General features: G+C 54.7%; 16 protein-coding genes. 8 read left to right on the top strand and 8 right to left on the bottom strand.

Annotated features, from left to right (window positions below; all coding sequences use genetic code 11):
• The first annotated feature begins 324 nt into the window (after nt 1–324).
• Nucleotides 325–1,797 carry an NAD(P)H-hydrate dehydratase gene (locus tag RMR16_RS06530; protein ID WP_320201601.1) on the top strand — a complete coding sequence of 491 codons (1,473 nt, stop codon included), beginning with the start codon at nt 325–327 and terminating at the stop codon, nt 1,795–1,797.
• A 98-nt stretch (nt 1,798–1,895) separates the two neighbouring features.
• On the opposite strand, the gene RMR16_RS06525 is transcribed toward RMR16_RS06530, so the two are convergent.
• A complete protein-coding gene (locus RMR16_RS06525) occupies nt 1,896–2,936 on the bottom strand; it encodes a GlxA family transcriptional regulator (RefSeq protein WP_320201602.1) in 1,041 nt (346 codons plus the stop codon).
• A gap of 142 nt (nt 2,937–3,078) precedes the next feature.
• Entirely contained in the window at nt 3,079–3,249 is a 171-nt protein-coding gene (locus tag RMR16_RS06520) for a hypothetical protein (protein WP_320201603.1), read from the bottom strand.
• Between the two features lie 60 nt (nt 3,250–3,309).
• On the opposite strand from RMR16_RS06520, the gene RMR16_RS06515 reads away from it, so the two are divergent.
• Entirely contained in the window at nt 3,310–3,735 is a 426-nt protein-coding gene (locus tag RMR16_RS06515; protein ID WP_320201604.1) for a response regulator, read from the top strand.
• 57 nt (nt 3,736–3,792) lie between these two features.
• Here RMR16_RS06515 and glgX read toward each other — a convergent pair whose 3' ends face one another.
• Both glgX and RMR16_RS06505 read right to left on the bottom strand, forming a co-directional pair.
• Entirely contained in the window at nt 3,793–5,868 is a 2,076-nt protein-coding gene (glgX, locus tag RMR16_RS06510; RefSeq protein ID WP_320201605.1) for a glycogen debranching protein GlgX, read from the bottom strand.
• Between the two features lie 125 nt (nt 5,869–5,993).
• Entirely contained in the window at nt 5,994–6,209 is a 216-nt protein-coding gene (locus RMR16_RS06505) for a hypothetical protein (protein WP_320201606.1), read from the bottom strand.
• 177 nt (nt 6,210–6,386) lie between these two features.
• Here RMR16_RS06505 and RMR16_RS06500 point away from each other — a divergent pair, with 177 nt between their 5' ends.
• The 3 genes from RMR16_RS06500 (at nt 6,387) to RMR16_RS06490 (ending at nt 8,670) form a co-directional block, all read left to right on the top strand.
• Entirely contained in the window at nt 6,387–7,325 is a 939-nt protein-coding gene (locus tag RMR16_RS06500; protein ID WP_320201607.1) for a LysR family transcriptional regulator, read from the top strand.
• A 238-nt stretch (nt 7,326–7,563) separates the two neighbouring features.
• Nucleotides 7,564–7,722, top strand: coding sequence for an entericidin (locus RMR16_RS06495; RefSeq protein WP_320201608.1), 159 nt, complete (start codon nt 7,564–7,566; stop codon nt 7,720–7,722).
• Nucleotides 7,723–7,917: 195 nt separating this feature from the next.
• Nucleotides 7,918–8,670: a phosphodiester glycosidase family protein gene (locus RMR16_RS06490; protein WP_413786042.1), complete on the top strand. Its 753-nt coding sequence runs from the start codon at nt 7,918–7,920 to the stop codon at nt 8,668–8,670.
• Here RMR16_RS06490 and RMR16_RS06485 read toward each other — a convergent pair.
• Nucleotides 8,667–9,020, bottom strand: coding sequence for a hypothetical protein (locus tag RMR16_RS06485; protein WP_320201610.1), 354 nt, complete (start codon nt 9,018–9,020; stop codon nt 8,667–8,669). The two genes, RMR16_RS06490 and RMR16_RS06485, sit on opposite strands and share 4 nt — an antisense overlap.
• Nucleotides 9,021–9,686: 666 nt before the next feature.
• Here RMR16_RS06485 and RMR16_RS06480 point away from each other — a divergent pair.
• Nucleotides 9,687–11,090, top strand: a complete 1,404-nt coding sequence (locus RMR16_RS06480) for an L-serine ammonia-lyase (RefSeq protein WP_320201611.1) — start codon at nt 9,687–9,689, stop codon at nt 11,088–11,090.
• Nucleotides 11,091–11,144: 54 nt separating this feature from the next.
• Nucleotides 11,145–11,579, top strand: a complete 435-nt coding sequence (locus RMR16_RS06475) for a DUF1489 family protein (RefSeq protein WP_320201612.1) — start codon at nt 11,145–11,147, stop codon at nt 11,577–11,579.
• 123 nt (nt 11,580–11,702) lie between these two features.
• Here the strand turns inward: RMR16_RS06475 and RMR16_RS06470 are convergent, their stop codons facing one another.
• The 3 genes from RMR16_RS06470 to RMR16_RS06460 form a co-directional block, all read right to left on the bottom strand.
• A complete protein-coding gene (locus RMR16_RS06470; protein ID WP_320201613.1) occupies nt 11,703–12,311 on the bottom strand; it encodes a transglutaminase-like cysteine peptidase in 609 nt (202 codons plus the stop codon).
• Between the two features lie 551 nt (nt 12,312–12,862).
• The gene (locus tag RMR16_RS06465) at nt 12,863–13,474 is read right to left on the bottom strand and encodes a PilZ domain-containing protein (protein WP_320201614.1); all 612 of its coding nucleotides are present in this window, start codon (nt 13,472–13,474) and stop codon (nt 12,863–12,865) included.
• A 38-nt stretch (nt 13,475–13,512) separates the two neighbouring features.
• Nucleotides 13,513–14,130, bottom strand: coding sequence for a PAS domain-containing protein (locus RMR16_RS06460; RefSeq protein WP_320201615.1), 618 nt, complete (start codon nt 14,128–14,130; stop codon nt 13,513–13,515).
• A gap of 222 nt (nt 14,131–14,352) precedes the next feature.
• Between RMR16_RS06460 and RMR16_RS06455 the strand changes: the two genes are divergently transcribed.
• Nucleotides 14,353–15,129 carry a rhomboid family intramembrane serine protease gene (locus RMR16_RS06455; RefSeq protein WP_320201616.1) on the top strand — a complete coding sequence of 259 codons (777 nt, stop codon included), beginning with the start codon at nt 14,353–14,355 and terminating at the stop codon, nt 15,127–15,129.
• Nucleotides 15,130–15,167 lie beyond the last annotated feature (38 nt).

Raw genomic sequence — 15,167 nt, 5'->3', positions numbered from 1 at the left:
CCGTTAAAGCGGTCTTTCCGCTCTCCCACAAGAATGCACGTATCGTGCCAGATCGGAAGCGTGTTTGAATAAAAAAACTTCAAAAAATAACAGGATGGAGTGAAATTTGGCGCGTCTTGCCTGTTTTTGTGGGCAAAAATACCGTCTGCAATAAAAAATATCGCGATTTTTTTAGATTTTGCCCAATTTTGAGCGTGCTACCAAAAGGTAAATCCACAGGGGTTGGTGATGATTAATTGCGCATTTGATTGTTTTTTATACTTTGCAATTTGCCTAATTTTGCGCCGATTGCCTTTTCGCGAAATTTGAGCTGAATATGTGAGCATGATAGTCTCAGCCGAACACACCTTGATCGACCCAACCGCCATGTCGCGCATCGATTCCAGTGCAGAGGCGAGCGGCATTTCAATCGCATCATTAATGGAGCGCGCGGGGCAGGCGGTTGCCGCCTCTGCGCTCAGCCATCACCCGCAAGCCGTTCGTTATGTTGCTTTTTGCGGCATTGGTAACAATGGTGGCGATGGATTTGTGGCGGCGCGTGCCTTGCGGGATAGTGGCGCGGATGTTGCCGTTTATGTGTTTGGCGATGTCGCCAAATTGAAGGGCGCCGCGAAACAGGCATTCGAGGGATGCGGTCTAGCGATCGAGCCACTCCATAGCTACACCCCACGTTCGGGCGATGTGGTGATCGACGCCATTTTCGGCGCGGGTCTTTCTCGCGATGTGCCAGCCGAGGTGGCTGACGTCATCAATGCTGTGGATAAGGCGGCCTTACCAGTCATCGCCATCGATTTGCCGTCCGGCCTGTGTGGACGGCGCGGTGTTCCGCTTGGGCGGGCCTTTCCTGCGGAGCGAACCATAACGTTCATGGCGCGCAAGCCGGGGCATGTGCTTATGCCGGGTCGTTCGCTGTGCGGCGTGGTCGAGGTGTTCGATATCGGCATCCCGCATCGGATTTTGAGAGAGCATGCCGGTTCAGTCTGCGACAACCATCCTGCCCTTTGGAGGGACGCTTTTCCCAAAGCAGACGAAGGTACGCACAAATTCAAGCGTGGACATCTGACGGTATTTTCCGGCCCATCCCATGCCACGGGTGCGGCACGCATGACGGCTATGGCGGGTTTTCGGGCAGGTGCCGGTATCGTGACGATTGCGGCACCGCTGGAAGCTTTGCCCGTTCTATCTGCAACGCTCACGGCGGTCATGGTGTCGGTGATCGAAAACGAACAGGAACTTGAGGTATGGCGAGATGACAGGCGCCACGCGACCTATGTTCTTGGTCCCGGATTTGGCGATTTCGAAAAGGCGCGCCGGTTCGTTTCCCTGTTGAAAGACAAGGCACTGGTGCTGGATGCGGATGGCATCACGGCGTTTAAAGATGATCCCAAGCAGCTTTTCGCTGTGTTTGCATCGGACGCGCCACGAATCCTGACCCCGCATGAGGGCGAGTTCGGTCGGCTGTTTCCGAAGATCGCGGCGAATGCTGATATGAGCAAAATCGAAAAAGCACAGGCTGCTGCGGCGGCCAGCAATGCGGTGGTTGTTTATAAAGGGGCCGATACGGTGATCGCAGCCCCGGATGGTCGCGCAGTGGTCAACACAAACGCGCCGTCTTATCTGGCGACGGCCGGTTCGGGCGATGTGCTGGCAGGAATTGCGGGTGGGTTTCTGGCGCAGCAGGTTCCCGCCTTTGAAGCAGCCGCTGCGGCGGTGTGGCTGCACGGTGAAACCGCGCAACACCTTGGCCCCGGATTAACCGCCGAAGATTTGGCGGCGGCGGTTCGTCCCTTCGTTTAGAGCATTTCCAGCAAAAGTGCGAAGCGGTTTTGCGTCCGGATAATGCGTAGAACAAATAGCTAGAGCGTTTTCGCGTTTCGGAGAAAGGCGGAAATGCTCTAGTGAGCCGGTTTACCCTGACTGGCGGCGGCTGCCAATCGGGAGGCACTCATCACCAGTTTGCGCTCGGCCCGTTCCTGCTGCGGCGTGCGATTGTAGATTTCGCGATAACACTTCGAGAAATGCGAAGCGGACACGAAACCGCAGGCAACTGCCACTTCCACCACCGGCATGGCGGATTGCACCAGCAGATGACGGGCGCGATCCAGCCGGATTTCAAGATAGTAGCGGGCAGGGGAACGACCCATTTCCTGCCGGAAAAGCCGTTCCACCTGACGGCGCGACAGATCGGCGTCATCGGCAATATCCAATAGAGACAGCGGCTCTGAGAGGTTGCTTTCCATCAACTCGATGATCGACAAGACTTTGTCGTTCTGCACGCCGAGGCGGGCGCGAAGCGGCAGGCGCTGGCGGTCGTGCGGGTTACGCACACGGTCGGTCAGTTGCTGTTCGCAGACGCGGTTGACGAGGTTTTCGCCGAAATCCTGACCAATCAAATTCAGCATCATGTCCAGAGAGGCCGTGCCGCCTGCGCAGGTATAGATATTGCCATCCACCTCGTAGAGATCGGCATACACCTCGACTTGCGGAAAAGCTTCGGAAAAGCCGGGAAGATTTTCCCAGTGGATTGCACAGCGCTTGCCATTCAGCAGACCCGCCTGGGCAAGCACATGTGCGCCGGTACAGAGACTGCCGACGGCGATGCCGCGATTGTTCGCTTCGCGCAGCCACGCATTGACGGATTTATTGTTGTATTCTTCGATATCGATGCCCGAACAGATCAATACCATGTTGGGTCGGTTTTCGCCGCTGACTGATTTGCGCTCTTCTGCGAGCGAAGTGTTGGCTTCCAGCGCAATACCACTGGAAGAGGCAACCTTTAGCCCGTCGGCAGATGCAAGGCGCCATTCATAGGCCGCGTAACCCAACATACGGTTGGCAATACGCAGCGTTTCTACCGCTGCGGTGAACGGCAACAGAGTAAACTGGGGAACCATAAAAAAGACTACTGAGCGCTTCTTGGGAGGAATCTTGCTCATTATGACGGTGCTCCATTGCGGAAACGCAATTCCTTGCTTGGAAACAGTTCTCTGTATATCGTATTTGCGACATCATCGCCACAAAATACGACGCGTCAGTTCTACCCTCAAAATAAATCTGCCGGAACGATGTTGACAGAAGTTATTTATTCCCGTGGCCAAGCCCAAAAAAGGTATTTTGCATTTTATTAATATTGTTTTCAATTTTTCGGCGCAGCCTTTCATCACTATCGCCGAATTGCGCGTTCTGTCGAAGTGATGGAACGGCGGATTGAAACCAAACCTGGCCGCCGCTCCATCTTTGTTTCAGCATTGGGTTGTCCGAAAACTGCTTTGCGGTTTGGGTCCTGTGCTTTTGAGCGGAGTATTGCGTATGCATGAAGCTGGCCTGACCGTGTTGGTCGTTGAAGACGAACCCATCATCAGATTTACCCTTACCGATGCACTGGAAGAGGCCGGTTACACCGTTCTGGAAGCATCGAATGTGCTGGAAGCCGTGGCGATTATCGGCAATAAAAGCGATATCTCTGCCGTGATTACCGACATCGACATGCCCGGTGGCCTGTCCGGTCTCGACCTCGTGCACATGCTGGGAACATCCCAAGAGCACATGGCGGTCATTGTCACCTCTGGTGGACATGCGCCGGATGCACTGGATTTACCCGGCGATGTGCGCTTCTTCAGCAAGCCTTACCATTTCGACGACATTTTCTTTGCGCTGCGCGCCTCCATTGCCACCAAAGCCAAGATGGCTAGGAAGATACGTGGATTTCGACTGCGGGGTGCGGTGGTTCAATAATCACAAACGAAAACGCCGGAGTTTCCCCCGGCGTTCGTTGCGCGTTTTATGATGTCGTTAGGCAGCGCGCAGCATTACAAGGCTGCGGCCTTCCATTGTGTAGGTCTCGCCATTGGCAATGTTGCCGACCGAAGCGGATGGGTCTGCCGTGGTCAGTTCTGTCATCCAGCCCTGCTCAGCATCCGGCAGCCTGAATTCAACGCTGCCATCATGCGGGTTGAACAGGATAAGAACGTCCTGCCATTCTTCAGAGTCGCTCTCTGCGTCTCGCGTCAAACGCAGGCCGAGAGATGTGCTGCCGGCATCGTCCCATTGTTCTTCGGTTTGCTCTCCGCCACCGGGATTCAGCCAGGTGGCGTGGGTGCCATCGCGCCAGCTTTCGCGCCGCAGGATGGAGTGGGATTGCCTAAACTCGATCAGCCGCGTGGTGAATGCGCGAAGCTCTTCGGCACTGTCGGGCAGGTTTTCCCAGTGAACCCAGCTTAGGTCACTGTCCTGGCAGTAACCGTTGTTGTTGCCCATCTGGCTGCGGCCAAACTCATCGCCCGCCAGCAGCATGGGTGTACCATGCGACAGGAACAGCGTGGCGAGGAAGTTGCGCTTCTGGCGGTCGCGGACAGCATTGATGTCCTGATCGTCCGTTGGGCCTTCCACGCCGTAGTTGAAGCTGCGGTTGTCGTCGTGGCCGTCCTTGTTGTCTTCGCCATTATCGTCGTTGTGTTTCTCATTGTAGGACACGACATCGTTCAAGGTGAAGCCATCATGCGCGGTGATGAAATTGACGCTGGACCATGGCCTGCGTCCGCGCAGATCGTAGACATCGCCGGAGCCGAGCACACGGGCCGCGAATTCGCCAGCCGTGCCGTCTTCATCCTTCCAGTATTCACGCACCGTATCGCGGTATTTGTCGTTCCATTCTGCCCAACCGGGAGGAAAGCCACCGACCTGATAACCGCCGGGGCCGATGTCCCAAGGCTCGCCGACGAGTTTCAGCTTTGACAGAACCGGGTCTTGGCCCACAGCATCAAAGAAGCCGCCGCGTTGATCGAAACCTTCCGGCTCACGACCAAGAATGGTGCCAAGGTCAAAGCGGAAACCATCGATGTGCATGTCCTCAGCCCAGTAGCGCAGCGAGTCTGTCACCATCTGGAGAACACGGGGGTGGGAGGTGTTGACAGTGTTTCCGGTGCCCGTGTCGTTGATGTAATACCGTGGCTGGTCTGGCATGGTGCGGTAATAGGAGAAGTTGTCGATACCCTTGAAAGAAAGGGTTGGTCCGAGTTCATTGCCTTCAGCCGTGTGGTTGTAAACCACATCGAGAATGACCTCGATGCCGCCGTCATGCAGCGCCCGCACCATATCGCGGAAACCTGCCATGCCTTTTGGCCCGTAATAACGGGATGCGGGAGAGAAGAAACCAAGCGAATTGTAGCCCCAGAAATTCTTGAGGCCCTTTTCCAGCAAATGCGAATCGTCGGGGAAAGAATGGATCGGCAACAGCTCAACGGAGGTTACGCCGAGGCTTCTGATGTAATCCACAATGTGCTTGTCGCCCAGTCCTTCATAGGTGCCGCGCAGGTTTTCTGGCAAAGCGGGGTGAAGCTTGGTGAAGCCTTTGACGTGGGTTTCGTAAAAGATGGTTTTGGACCACGAGATGTTCGGCTTTTTATCTCCGGCCCAATCATAGTCACTCGGATCGATAACCCGGCACTTCGGCATTTTGGCAGCGCTGTCACTCTCGTCGAAGGACAGGTCTTTGTCTTCGCTGTCCAGCTTGTAGCCGAACTGCTCCGTACCCCATTCGATATCGCCGACCAGTTCACGCGCGTAAGGATCGACCAGCAGTTTGTTGGGATTGAAACGATGGCCGTTTTCCGGGTCATATGGGCCGTGCACGCGGTAGCCATAAAGCGCGCCCGGTTTCAGACCGGGAATATATCCGTGCCAGATCTCGTTGGTGAATTCCGGAAGGGTAATGCGTTCGATTTCGGTTTTGCCGTCCGCATCGAACAGGCACAATTCAACCTGTTCTGCGTGGGCGCTGAAGATTGCAAAATTGACACCGTCACCGTCGAAATTTGCGCCGAGGCGGGTGAAATCGCCGGGCAGAATGCTGGAGCCGAACTGAGCCATAGGTTTCCTCGTGCTTGAATGGAGCCGTGGAAAATGTGGTGGCCGGGTATTTGTTCCGCAGTGCAAAAAAATGGCTCGCGAGGATCAAATCCTGCGAGCCATCTAATGACTGAATTTTACTGCTTTTACTTTGTTACAATGCGCATACGCTTGCTGTCGCTCGTTGGCCATCCGATATCCTTCAGTGTGTCTGCGGGCAGGGCTTCCAGTGCGCGCTGCGACTGTCTGCGGCGCCACGATGTTTGCAGATCACGGCCGAGTTCGACCAAACGAGATAACCAGTCGTGTGACTGTAGCCGGACCCGTGATGGGCTCCTGCTGTGGTGGGTGATCATGGTCATGTTGAAACTCCTTTCATGCTCCATGTTCGGTTTCAGACAGTGCTGATATGCGCCCTTGCTGAACATCAATCAATCGAATGAATGTGATGCCACCGATGACAAATCGTGATGATTTATCGGGTACGCTTTCTGTCTTGATGAGGAGAATGCTGAAATGTTGACAATCAATCAAACGAAATGATATCGATGTATCATTCAAAAAAATTGAAGGCTTGTGCCATGACAGTTTCCTTTCGCCAGCCGCTGCCCCTGTTGGATAACGACATTCTGCGAACCTTTGTCGCGATCGCTGAAACGGGCAATTTTTCCACGGCCGCAGAAGTGGTTTTCCGAACGCCGTCCGCTGTTTCCATGCAGATCAAAAAGCTGGAAGAGCAGTTGAAGACGACGCTGTTCCTTCGTGATGCGCGGTCGGTGACACTGACGGCACATGGCGAAACGCTGCTGACCTATGCGCGGCGGATGATTGCGTTGTCAAACGAAGCCGTGTCGCGCTTCGTCATGCCGGAACTGACCGGCGTGGTGCGCCTTGGCGCGCCGGAAGACATTGGTGAACGCGGTTTGCTGCCTGGCATCTTGAAGCGTTTCGCCGATGCTTTCCCGGCCATCATGGTGGATGTGACAATCGATTCCAGTTCGCAGCTTTACAAGCGCATGGATGAGCAACGGCTGGACCTTGCACTCGTCAACTGCGCCGCTCTGCCGCTGCGCAACACCGGTGAAGTCTTGATGCGTGAGCGGTTGGTGTGGGCGGGTGCGAAGTGCGGCACGGCGCATCTGCGTGATCCATTGCCGATTTCCATCTGGGAGGACGGCTGCATCTGGCGTTCAGAGGCCATCGAGTCCCTCCAAAAACAAAACCGCCGTTTTCGCGTGGCCTATCTCAGCGGTCATACCATGGCGCAAAAGGCAGCAATTGAAGCGGATCTCGCGATTGCTCCATTGCCGCGTTCCTACGTGCAAAACGACATGGTCATTCTGGGTGACAGAGAAGGGCTGCCAGAGCTTGGCTGTTTCGATATTCGGCTCATCACCGTGGACAAGCCCTCTCGTCCGGTTCAAGCCGTCGCCGACAGCATTCGCAATGCTTTTCGGGATATGGCGCAGGCCGCTTAACCAAAAGGCTCTCTCCTCATTCCTGTGCTTGTCACAGAAATGAGGGAGGAGTAGGCGTCGCCTATAGCAGTAAGCCATGGGTCTGATGTGCCAATATTCCTCTCAATGTCACGTCTTCTAATCGGTTTGGATTTATTTTTGCTGCTGTGCGGAACCGGTTGTTCTTTCCTGCGTTTTCAGCGCGCAATTCAGATCATCGTCTGCACCATTTGCGCAGACATTAGGGGAGTTTACACGCATGACCACACGTTTCTTCGCAACCACTGCCGCCGTTCTCATCGCTCTCGTTTCGCTGAGCTCTTGCGGTAACACGATCCGCGGCGTCGGCAAGGATGTGGCAGGCACTGTTGATGGCACACAGGCTGCTGGAAGAAGTGTGGAGCGCGCAGCGCGTTAATAATCTCCACTTCGATGGCATAGTGACGACTTGAAAAAGCTGGCGATAATCTCGCCAGCTTTTTTGTTTTCATCACGAGATGTTCAGCGCCATCGTTTTAAGGCTGCGCCCAAAAGCCATAGTCTCGCCGTCCTCTCATCACCTATCGTCGCTGCAACGGGAAATGATGATTCTGGACACGCGCCAAGGGACATGATGAGAAAGTTCATACGATATCTACTGCCGTTTCTGTTCTCCACCACCGCAAATGCGGCGGAGCTTCCGAGTTATTGTCAGGCGCTGGAGCATATGGGCGGTCGCTATACCGTTTGCAGTTTCGATCCGAAGAAAAGCGATATTAGGCTTTATCATTGGGACACCATCGCGGGAAAACCTTACGGCTCGTTCGACTCGCTCTCGTCTGGCCTGTGGCGGCAGCACAGCTTTGTCATCTTCGCGATGAATGGCGGCATGTATCACCGCGATCTTTCGCCCGTCGGTCTCTACATCGAAAACGGTGTCGAAAAGACGCCCATCAGCACCGGCGGCGGGTGGGGTAATTTCCATATGCAGCCCAATGGCGTGTTTTTCATGCAAGGCCAGAAGGCGGGCGTGCTGGAAACCAGCGCCTATCTCAACGCCAATCTCAAGCCGGATTTTGCCACGCAGTCAGGCCCGATGCTGGTCATCAATACTGAACTGCATCCGCGTTTTCTGCCCGAAAGCGACAGTCTGAACACCCGCAACGGTGTTGGCGTTTCGGACGATGGCATGGTGCATTTTGCGATCTCGGAAAACCCGGTTCGCTTTTATGATTTTGCCACGCTGTTCCGTGACAAGCTGCATACGCCAAACGCGCTTTATCTCGATGGCAGTATTTCCAGCGTGGATATTCCCGACGCGAAACGCCGGGATTCATGGCACCCGATGGGACCGATCATCGCTGTAGTGGATACGGTGCCGGATTAAACCGGCGCCTTGGGGTAAGCCTTTTCCAGCCCACCAGATTTCGTCAAGCCAGCGCGAAACGCCGTAAACGCGGCATGTTGGCTGCTTTTCGAAACTTCGTGAAGGCGGATTTGCAAACGGGCTGGCGCGTTCTCACCAAACCATTCACCGCATTTTTCCAGCTTCAGGCTGTTCAGGAACCGCGCTTGGGATTGCTGATCCAGAAACAGGCTCAGGCCTTGTAGCAGGTTTTCTTCCTGCTGCACGTTTTCCAGCAGCAATTTCAGCCAAGACTGATCTTCAGCATTCAATGCTGCGATTTTCGATGCGACCGTATCACGGTCCGGGAAAGAAGACGGGGTCGCCTGCATGATATGTCACCGCTATTTGGATTTGTTTTGCCCGGATAGTCCAGATGGACAGGGTGTTCAATATGGTCCGCACCTGTTCAGTGCAAAAGGTTATTTTTAAACCGTTTTATACAGTGCCTGCCTCGTCATGGTGAACAAATTCATGCGATGTTTACACTTTGGTCTAAAATGAGACACGCCCAGGGAAAGCCGTGTATCGAAATGGCCAACTAAGTCTTTGTTTTTTATTATACCTATGCGTGGAGTGAATGGCAGATGGTCAATTTTGCCTTGCTTTAGCCTCTTTTAGCATTTGCCTTTGTCACAAGTTTTTAATAAATGGTTCACCCACTGGGCCTGCCGAAGATTGCGGCCCGGAGAGTAACACGCTGGAGTAATCATGGAAGAAACTGCACAGAAATCCTGCTGGGCTGTAACATTACGCGCTCTCGCAGGCTTTGCCGCTTTTCTCGCATTGACGTACGTTTTTGGCAGCCCGTAAAAATCTCTCTTAAAAATTTCAGATATGGCAGCACGGTTTCCCAAGAGACCGTGCTGTTTTCGTTTGCGATAACGACATGCTTGGTATGTCGCAGTCGGTGCATTTCATGCCCATATTTGATATGGCCGCATCGGTGCGGTTCGGATAGACTGATGCAATACGTCTATACATAGGGCAGGGCACACATGTTTCTTTCGGTCTTCGACGTCTTTAAGATCGGTATCGGACCGTCCAGTTCGCACACCATGGGCCCCATGTCCGCGGCGAACCGTTTTCTCGAAACGATACTGTCAGGCGATTGGCCACGGCCTGCCGGCGCTGCCGTGTCTGCCATCAAGGTCAGTCTGCACGGCTCACTCGCCTTCACCGGCATCGGCCACGGTTCTGGCCGCGCTGTCGTGCTGGGTTTGACGGGTGAGCGCCCGGACCTGGTCGACCCCGATGCGATGGACGGCCTCATTGCCACCGTTGAGGCAACGGGCCACGTTTCACCGCCCGGCCATCCGTCTTATGTCTTCCGCCCCGCGGAAGATTTGGTCTTCGATAAGAAAAACCCGTTGCCCGGCCATGCCAACGGCATGACATTTTCGGCCTATGACAATCAGGGCCGTATGCTGCTCAAGCGCATCTATTATTCGGTCGGCGGCGGCTTCGTCGTGACGGACACCGAACTGGAAGCGATGCGCCAGCGCGGCAAGACTGTCGATAATGGCCCAAAGGTTCCCTATCCCTTCGCCTCCGCCAAAGAGATGCTGGAAATGGCGGCGCGCTCAGGCCGCACGATTGCGCAGATGAAGCGGGCGAACGAAGAAACGGTCATGACACGCCAATCGCTGGATGAGCGTCTGGACCAGATATGGGACGCGATGAGTGGCTGTATCGACCGTGGCCTGAAAGGCGAAGGCATCATGCCCGGCGGGTTGAAGGTCAAACGCCGCGCCCGCTCCATTCATGACAAGCTGAATGCAGAGTGGCGCAGCAATCGTCTCAACCCGGTTCTGGCAAATGACTGGCTGAGCGTTTACGCCATGGCCGTGAATGAGGAGAACGCGGCGGGCGGTCGTGTCGTGACGGCACCCACCAACGGTGCTGCGGGCGTGGTGCCCGCAACGGTTCGTTATTTCCGGCACTTCCATGAGGATGCGACGGTTGATGATGTGCGCGATTTTCTGCTGACGGCTGCGGCCATCGGCGGCATCATCAAGCACAATGCTTCGATCTCTGGCGCGGAGGTGGGCTGTCAGGGCGAGGTGGGGTCTGCTGCGGCCATGGCTGCTGCCGGTCTTGCTGCCGTTATGGGTGGCTCGCCTGCACAGGTGGAGAATGCTGCCGAAATCGCGCTCGAACATCATCTCGGTATGACCTGCGACCCGATTGCCGGTCTTGTTCAGGTGCCATGTATCGAGCGGAATGCCCTTGGTGCGGTAAAAGCTGTCACTGCGGCGTCTCTGGCGCTCAAGGGTGATGGAGAGCATTTCGTGCCGCTGGACGCCTGTATCGAGACCATGCGCCAGACTGGCGTGGACATGAGCGACAAGTACAAGGAAACCTCCACTGGCGGTCTTGCCGTGAATGTGGTGGAGTGCTGAATAGCTCAACTTATCGGCGCTTGACGAGCGAGCCAAAACGGCCTTGATAGCGCCATGGCTCTAAATCTTATCAAGCTTTGTGTTGGCGCAGATTCCATCGATGATTTGCGTGAGTGGGTTTCCCAACGTTCCCTGCTCGCCATTGCGGCGGGGCTGGAACCGCACAGCGTGCACACCACGCGCATGTTCCCCAAACGAAATGACGAGCTGCTGGAAGGCGGCTCGCTCTACTGGGTTATCAAGGGGCAGGTGCAGGCGCGCCAGAAGATTCTCGACGTTCGCTCTTTCAAGGGCGAGGACGGAATTTCCCGTTGCGATCTGGTGCTCGGGCCGGAAGTTATTGAAACCTCCCCTGCACCGAAAAGGCCGTTTCAGGGCTGGCGTTATCTGAAAGACGAAGAAGCGCCGCGTGATCTGGGCGGCGCAGGTCTTTCGGATGATATGCCGTCTGATCTTCGCCGCGAACTGGCTGAGCTGGGATTGCTTTAACAAAAGGAAAGCCGGTTCCGGGGGCAACGGAACCGGCTTTTGACACGGTCAAGACGGGGTAGACTGACCGTGCCATTAAGCTCTTGAGGCGAAGGCGGGGGACGAACCTCCAACCCTTGATGATTATTTGATGCCGGCCACTGCGTTGACGGCACGGCCATCCTGAATTTTGACCCAACGGCCAGGATTGCTGGCGTCTTGGCGCTTCAGGTAGGTGTATTCGGTTTCAGACCAGTCCAAGACCTTGTTGCGCAGATTATCCAGAATGAAATCACCGCGATCGGTGCGCACGGTCAGAACAGCGTGTCCTGAACCATTTGGCTGAAGAACAACCGTTATCAGCAGATCGGATGGAGAGATGCCCTTGTTCATCAGCATCTTGCGCTTCAGAAGCACGTAATCTTCGCAATCGCCAACTGTTGTGGGGTAGGCCCAGCGCTCTTCAACGCCGTAGATTTCCATGTCGGTCATTGGCGTGATTGTGGTGTTGACCGAGTAGTTCACGTCCAACATCATTTTCCAGCTTTCTTCCGTCAGCTTCAGCGGGCCTTTATCCGCAGATGTCGGCTGGCATTCGCTCTGGTAGGTCTGGCAGAATTCATAATGGCCAATCGGTGGATTGGCTTTGCCCATGATACGCATTGCGGCGGCTGGCGATGCTTCTGCTTGCCCCGCGAAAGCACCGGCGATGATTGCTGCAACTACAAAACCGAAACGGCTGATTTTTTTCATTTCTTGTCTCCCCGTTGTGAGGATGACAATGCCAGCTATATTTTGACTGGCCGCAAATAACGGCACTCAAATTCGAGCTTAAATTTATGAAAAACAACGCTTTATTTGATTTTGTTTTGATCTGTATTTGAGGAAAATTTGATTAGAATTTTAGCTTTCCGGTTATGGTTTCGGCTCAAATACTGCATTAAGTCATTGTTTTGATGTGTTCTGTCGGCGTGTTGGGTTAATGCGCGATGGGGCTTTTCTCGGAATGAGCTCCGTTTAAACTATTCTTTGACTATACTGTCTCCAGAGGAGAGACTGTTTGTTGCCCTCAACCTCAATCAATAGGTGTAAATATCTACCTTAGATTGTTTTTGAATCGTGTTTTTTGCTCAAATTTTTCGACGATTTTTCTGAAATTTCTTTGTTGTCTCAAGACGGGACAGGTTTCAGACGGCTTTTCTGGGCGAAAACTGTGTAAAAGTCGCAAGCCGGACAGACATACAGGCACAAAAAAACCGGCGAACGCATCGCGTTGCCGGTTGTTCGTGACGTGCTCGAAAGACTTAAAGGAATTCGATCAGGGCGTCGCGGGATTGAACGGAGTCGAATTCAATCGCCACGCCTTCCATGAAGTGACGCACGATTCGGCCACCCATGTTGCCAAGGCGTACATTGCTGCCGAGTGGTGGACGAATATCGATTTCCACGGCAGCGCCTGACAGTGAAAGGTCGATGATGCGGCAGGATGCAACATTGCCGTCGTTCAGCATCAGATCGGCGCGCGGGTTGCGCGGGCTCAGACGGTCGTGGCGGCGGTCTTCCGGGAGGCCCAAGGCTTGACGCTTGGCAATCCAGGCCAGTTGCGCAGCCAGTTTTTCACGCTTCCGTTCCGTCGCCATGATCGCGATGGTGAACCCGTCAGAGGTCAGAGCTCGAACGGTGCCTTCAACGCGGCCAAGGTGCTGGAGATAGGCAATGATGCGGTCGCCATTTCTGGGGCGTGCGAAACATGTGATGCGTGCGGATTCTGCCGTCATTTCATTGGCGGCGCAATCGAACTCATCCTGGCTGGGCAGCATCAAGCGACCCGACAAACCAACCGACACGACATCGACAGGATTTGTCTCCACAGGACGTGCGGCAAAAGCGACAGTTGTTGAACGCGATGAAAACATTGGCTGAACTGCAAAAAAAGTAAGGGTGACTTTCCTATTTACAGTCGTCGAGTTAACAGACCGTTCCGTAATATACTATGACGACGGGCATAATTTCTCACATCGGAACGTATTGGCAGTCCGGCACTATCCTCATCCGATAGTTGCTCCTCCTCTTGCGACCATTGGGTGTCCAGCAGCCTGCTGCGCACCAGCATCAGCGGTTTGAACGCCTGCCCGAAATCATCCATGGGCGGATCGGAAATCAAGGCGCCGAGAAGCCGTGCGGGGAAATGATCTTCGGCTTTCAACGGCAAAAGCAGCATCTCGAACTCGCGCGCACTCTCGCCATATTCGCTTTGCGCGTGGATATCGAACTGAACAGGCAACTCATGCTGCATGACGCCAGCGGCAATGCGACAGGCATCGACGGCGGCGTCTTCGTTCCACAGCGTCGAGAAAGCCTTGCCCCGCAGCTCCTTACCGAACAGATTATACAGCCGTGTTCCTGTCAGCCGAAAAATAGGCGACTGCTCTTCGGCGTCTGTCAGAACGAAAAGGTCCGGCAGCAGGTGTCGAATGCTCGACGGGTCGATTTCATTGCGAAACGGCGCGGAGCGACTTCCCCTTAATGCGTTCCAATAGGCGTAAATATCCGTGCTTGCGCTGGTCTTCATGACTTGGTCTCCGAACCCGCAATGCAGCTGTGTCATTTCGATACGACTGCACACATCATCTGCGGTATTAAGGAGTGTCATGCGATTTTCATGCCACGGAAGAGATTGGCTCGGGCCGGGCTTCCACCTCACGCATTCAGGGTAGGTGCTTCTTTTTCCCGCACGGTTCCTATATTGCTCGGTGAACAGAGTGCGGACGGCGCTAAGAAGGGTGCATGACAGATGACGCAAAGCGAAAGCGGATTACCTGAGGCCAACGAGATTCCGCAACAGGAGGCTCCGCAGAAAACCCCGGTTTTCAACCTTCCTACGGCGCTTGTGGTGATCCTCGCATTCCTCATCGCTGTGCATATTGTGTCGACCTATCTGTTGTCTGAAGACGGCAATGGATGGTTCGTTTTCACGTTCGGCTTCATCCCGTTGCGATACGCGCTGCCATTGTCCCAGCAGGGTCTGGAACTGTTTTGGACACCCGTGACCTACTCGTTTCTGCACGGCGGCATCGAACACATTCTGTTTAATGGCCTTTGGCTGATGGCTTTCGGTGCGCCTGTTCTGCGTCGAATCGGTACGCTGCGTTTCACTTTGCTCTGGGTCATCTCGGCGGCTGTTGCCGCCTTTGGCCATGCATGTCTGCACTGGGGTGATGCGACCGTGCTGATCGGTGCCTCTGGCGTTGTGTCCGCACTGATGGGTGCTGCATGCCGGTTTGTGTTTCCGGCGCGGGGTGGAGGGTATCACCCGGCAATTGGGCACCTTTTGCCACGGCAGAGCATCCTCCAGTCGCTCTCCAACCGCACGGTTCTCATCTTCACGCTGATGTGGCTGCTCGGAAATCTGTTGATCGCTTTCGGTATTCCACTGGTCGGTGACGTGGGCGGCGAAGTGGCGTGGGACGCGCATATTTTTGGCTTTTTGCTCGGCTTTTTGTTCTTTGGCCTGTTTGATCGGCCGATATTCGCCATCCGACAGCAAGACCGAACCGACCCAATCGATTGAAGTTTCTGAGCGGGCGGAAAGATATTGCTTTCCCCCAG

Source organism: Agrobacterium sp. rho-13.3, assembly GCF_033957765.2.
Classification (GTDB): domain Bacteria; phylum Pseudomonadota; class Alphaproteobacteria; order Rhizobiales; family Rhizobiaceae; genus Agrobacterium.
Note: the sequence above shows the minus strand (reverse complement) of the source record. Positions and strands in the feature narration are given on the sequence as shown.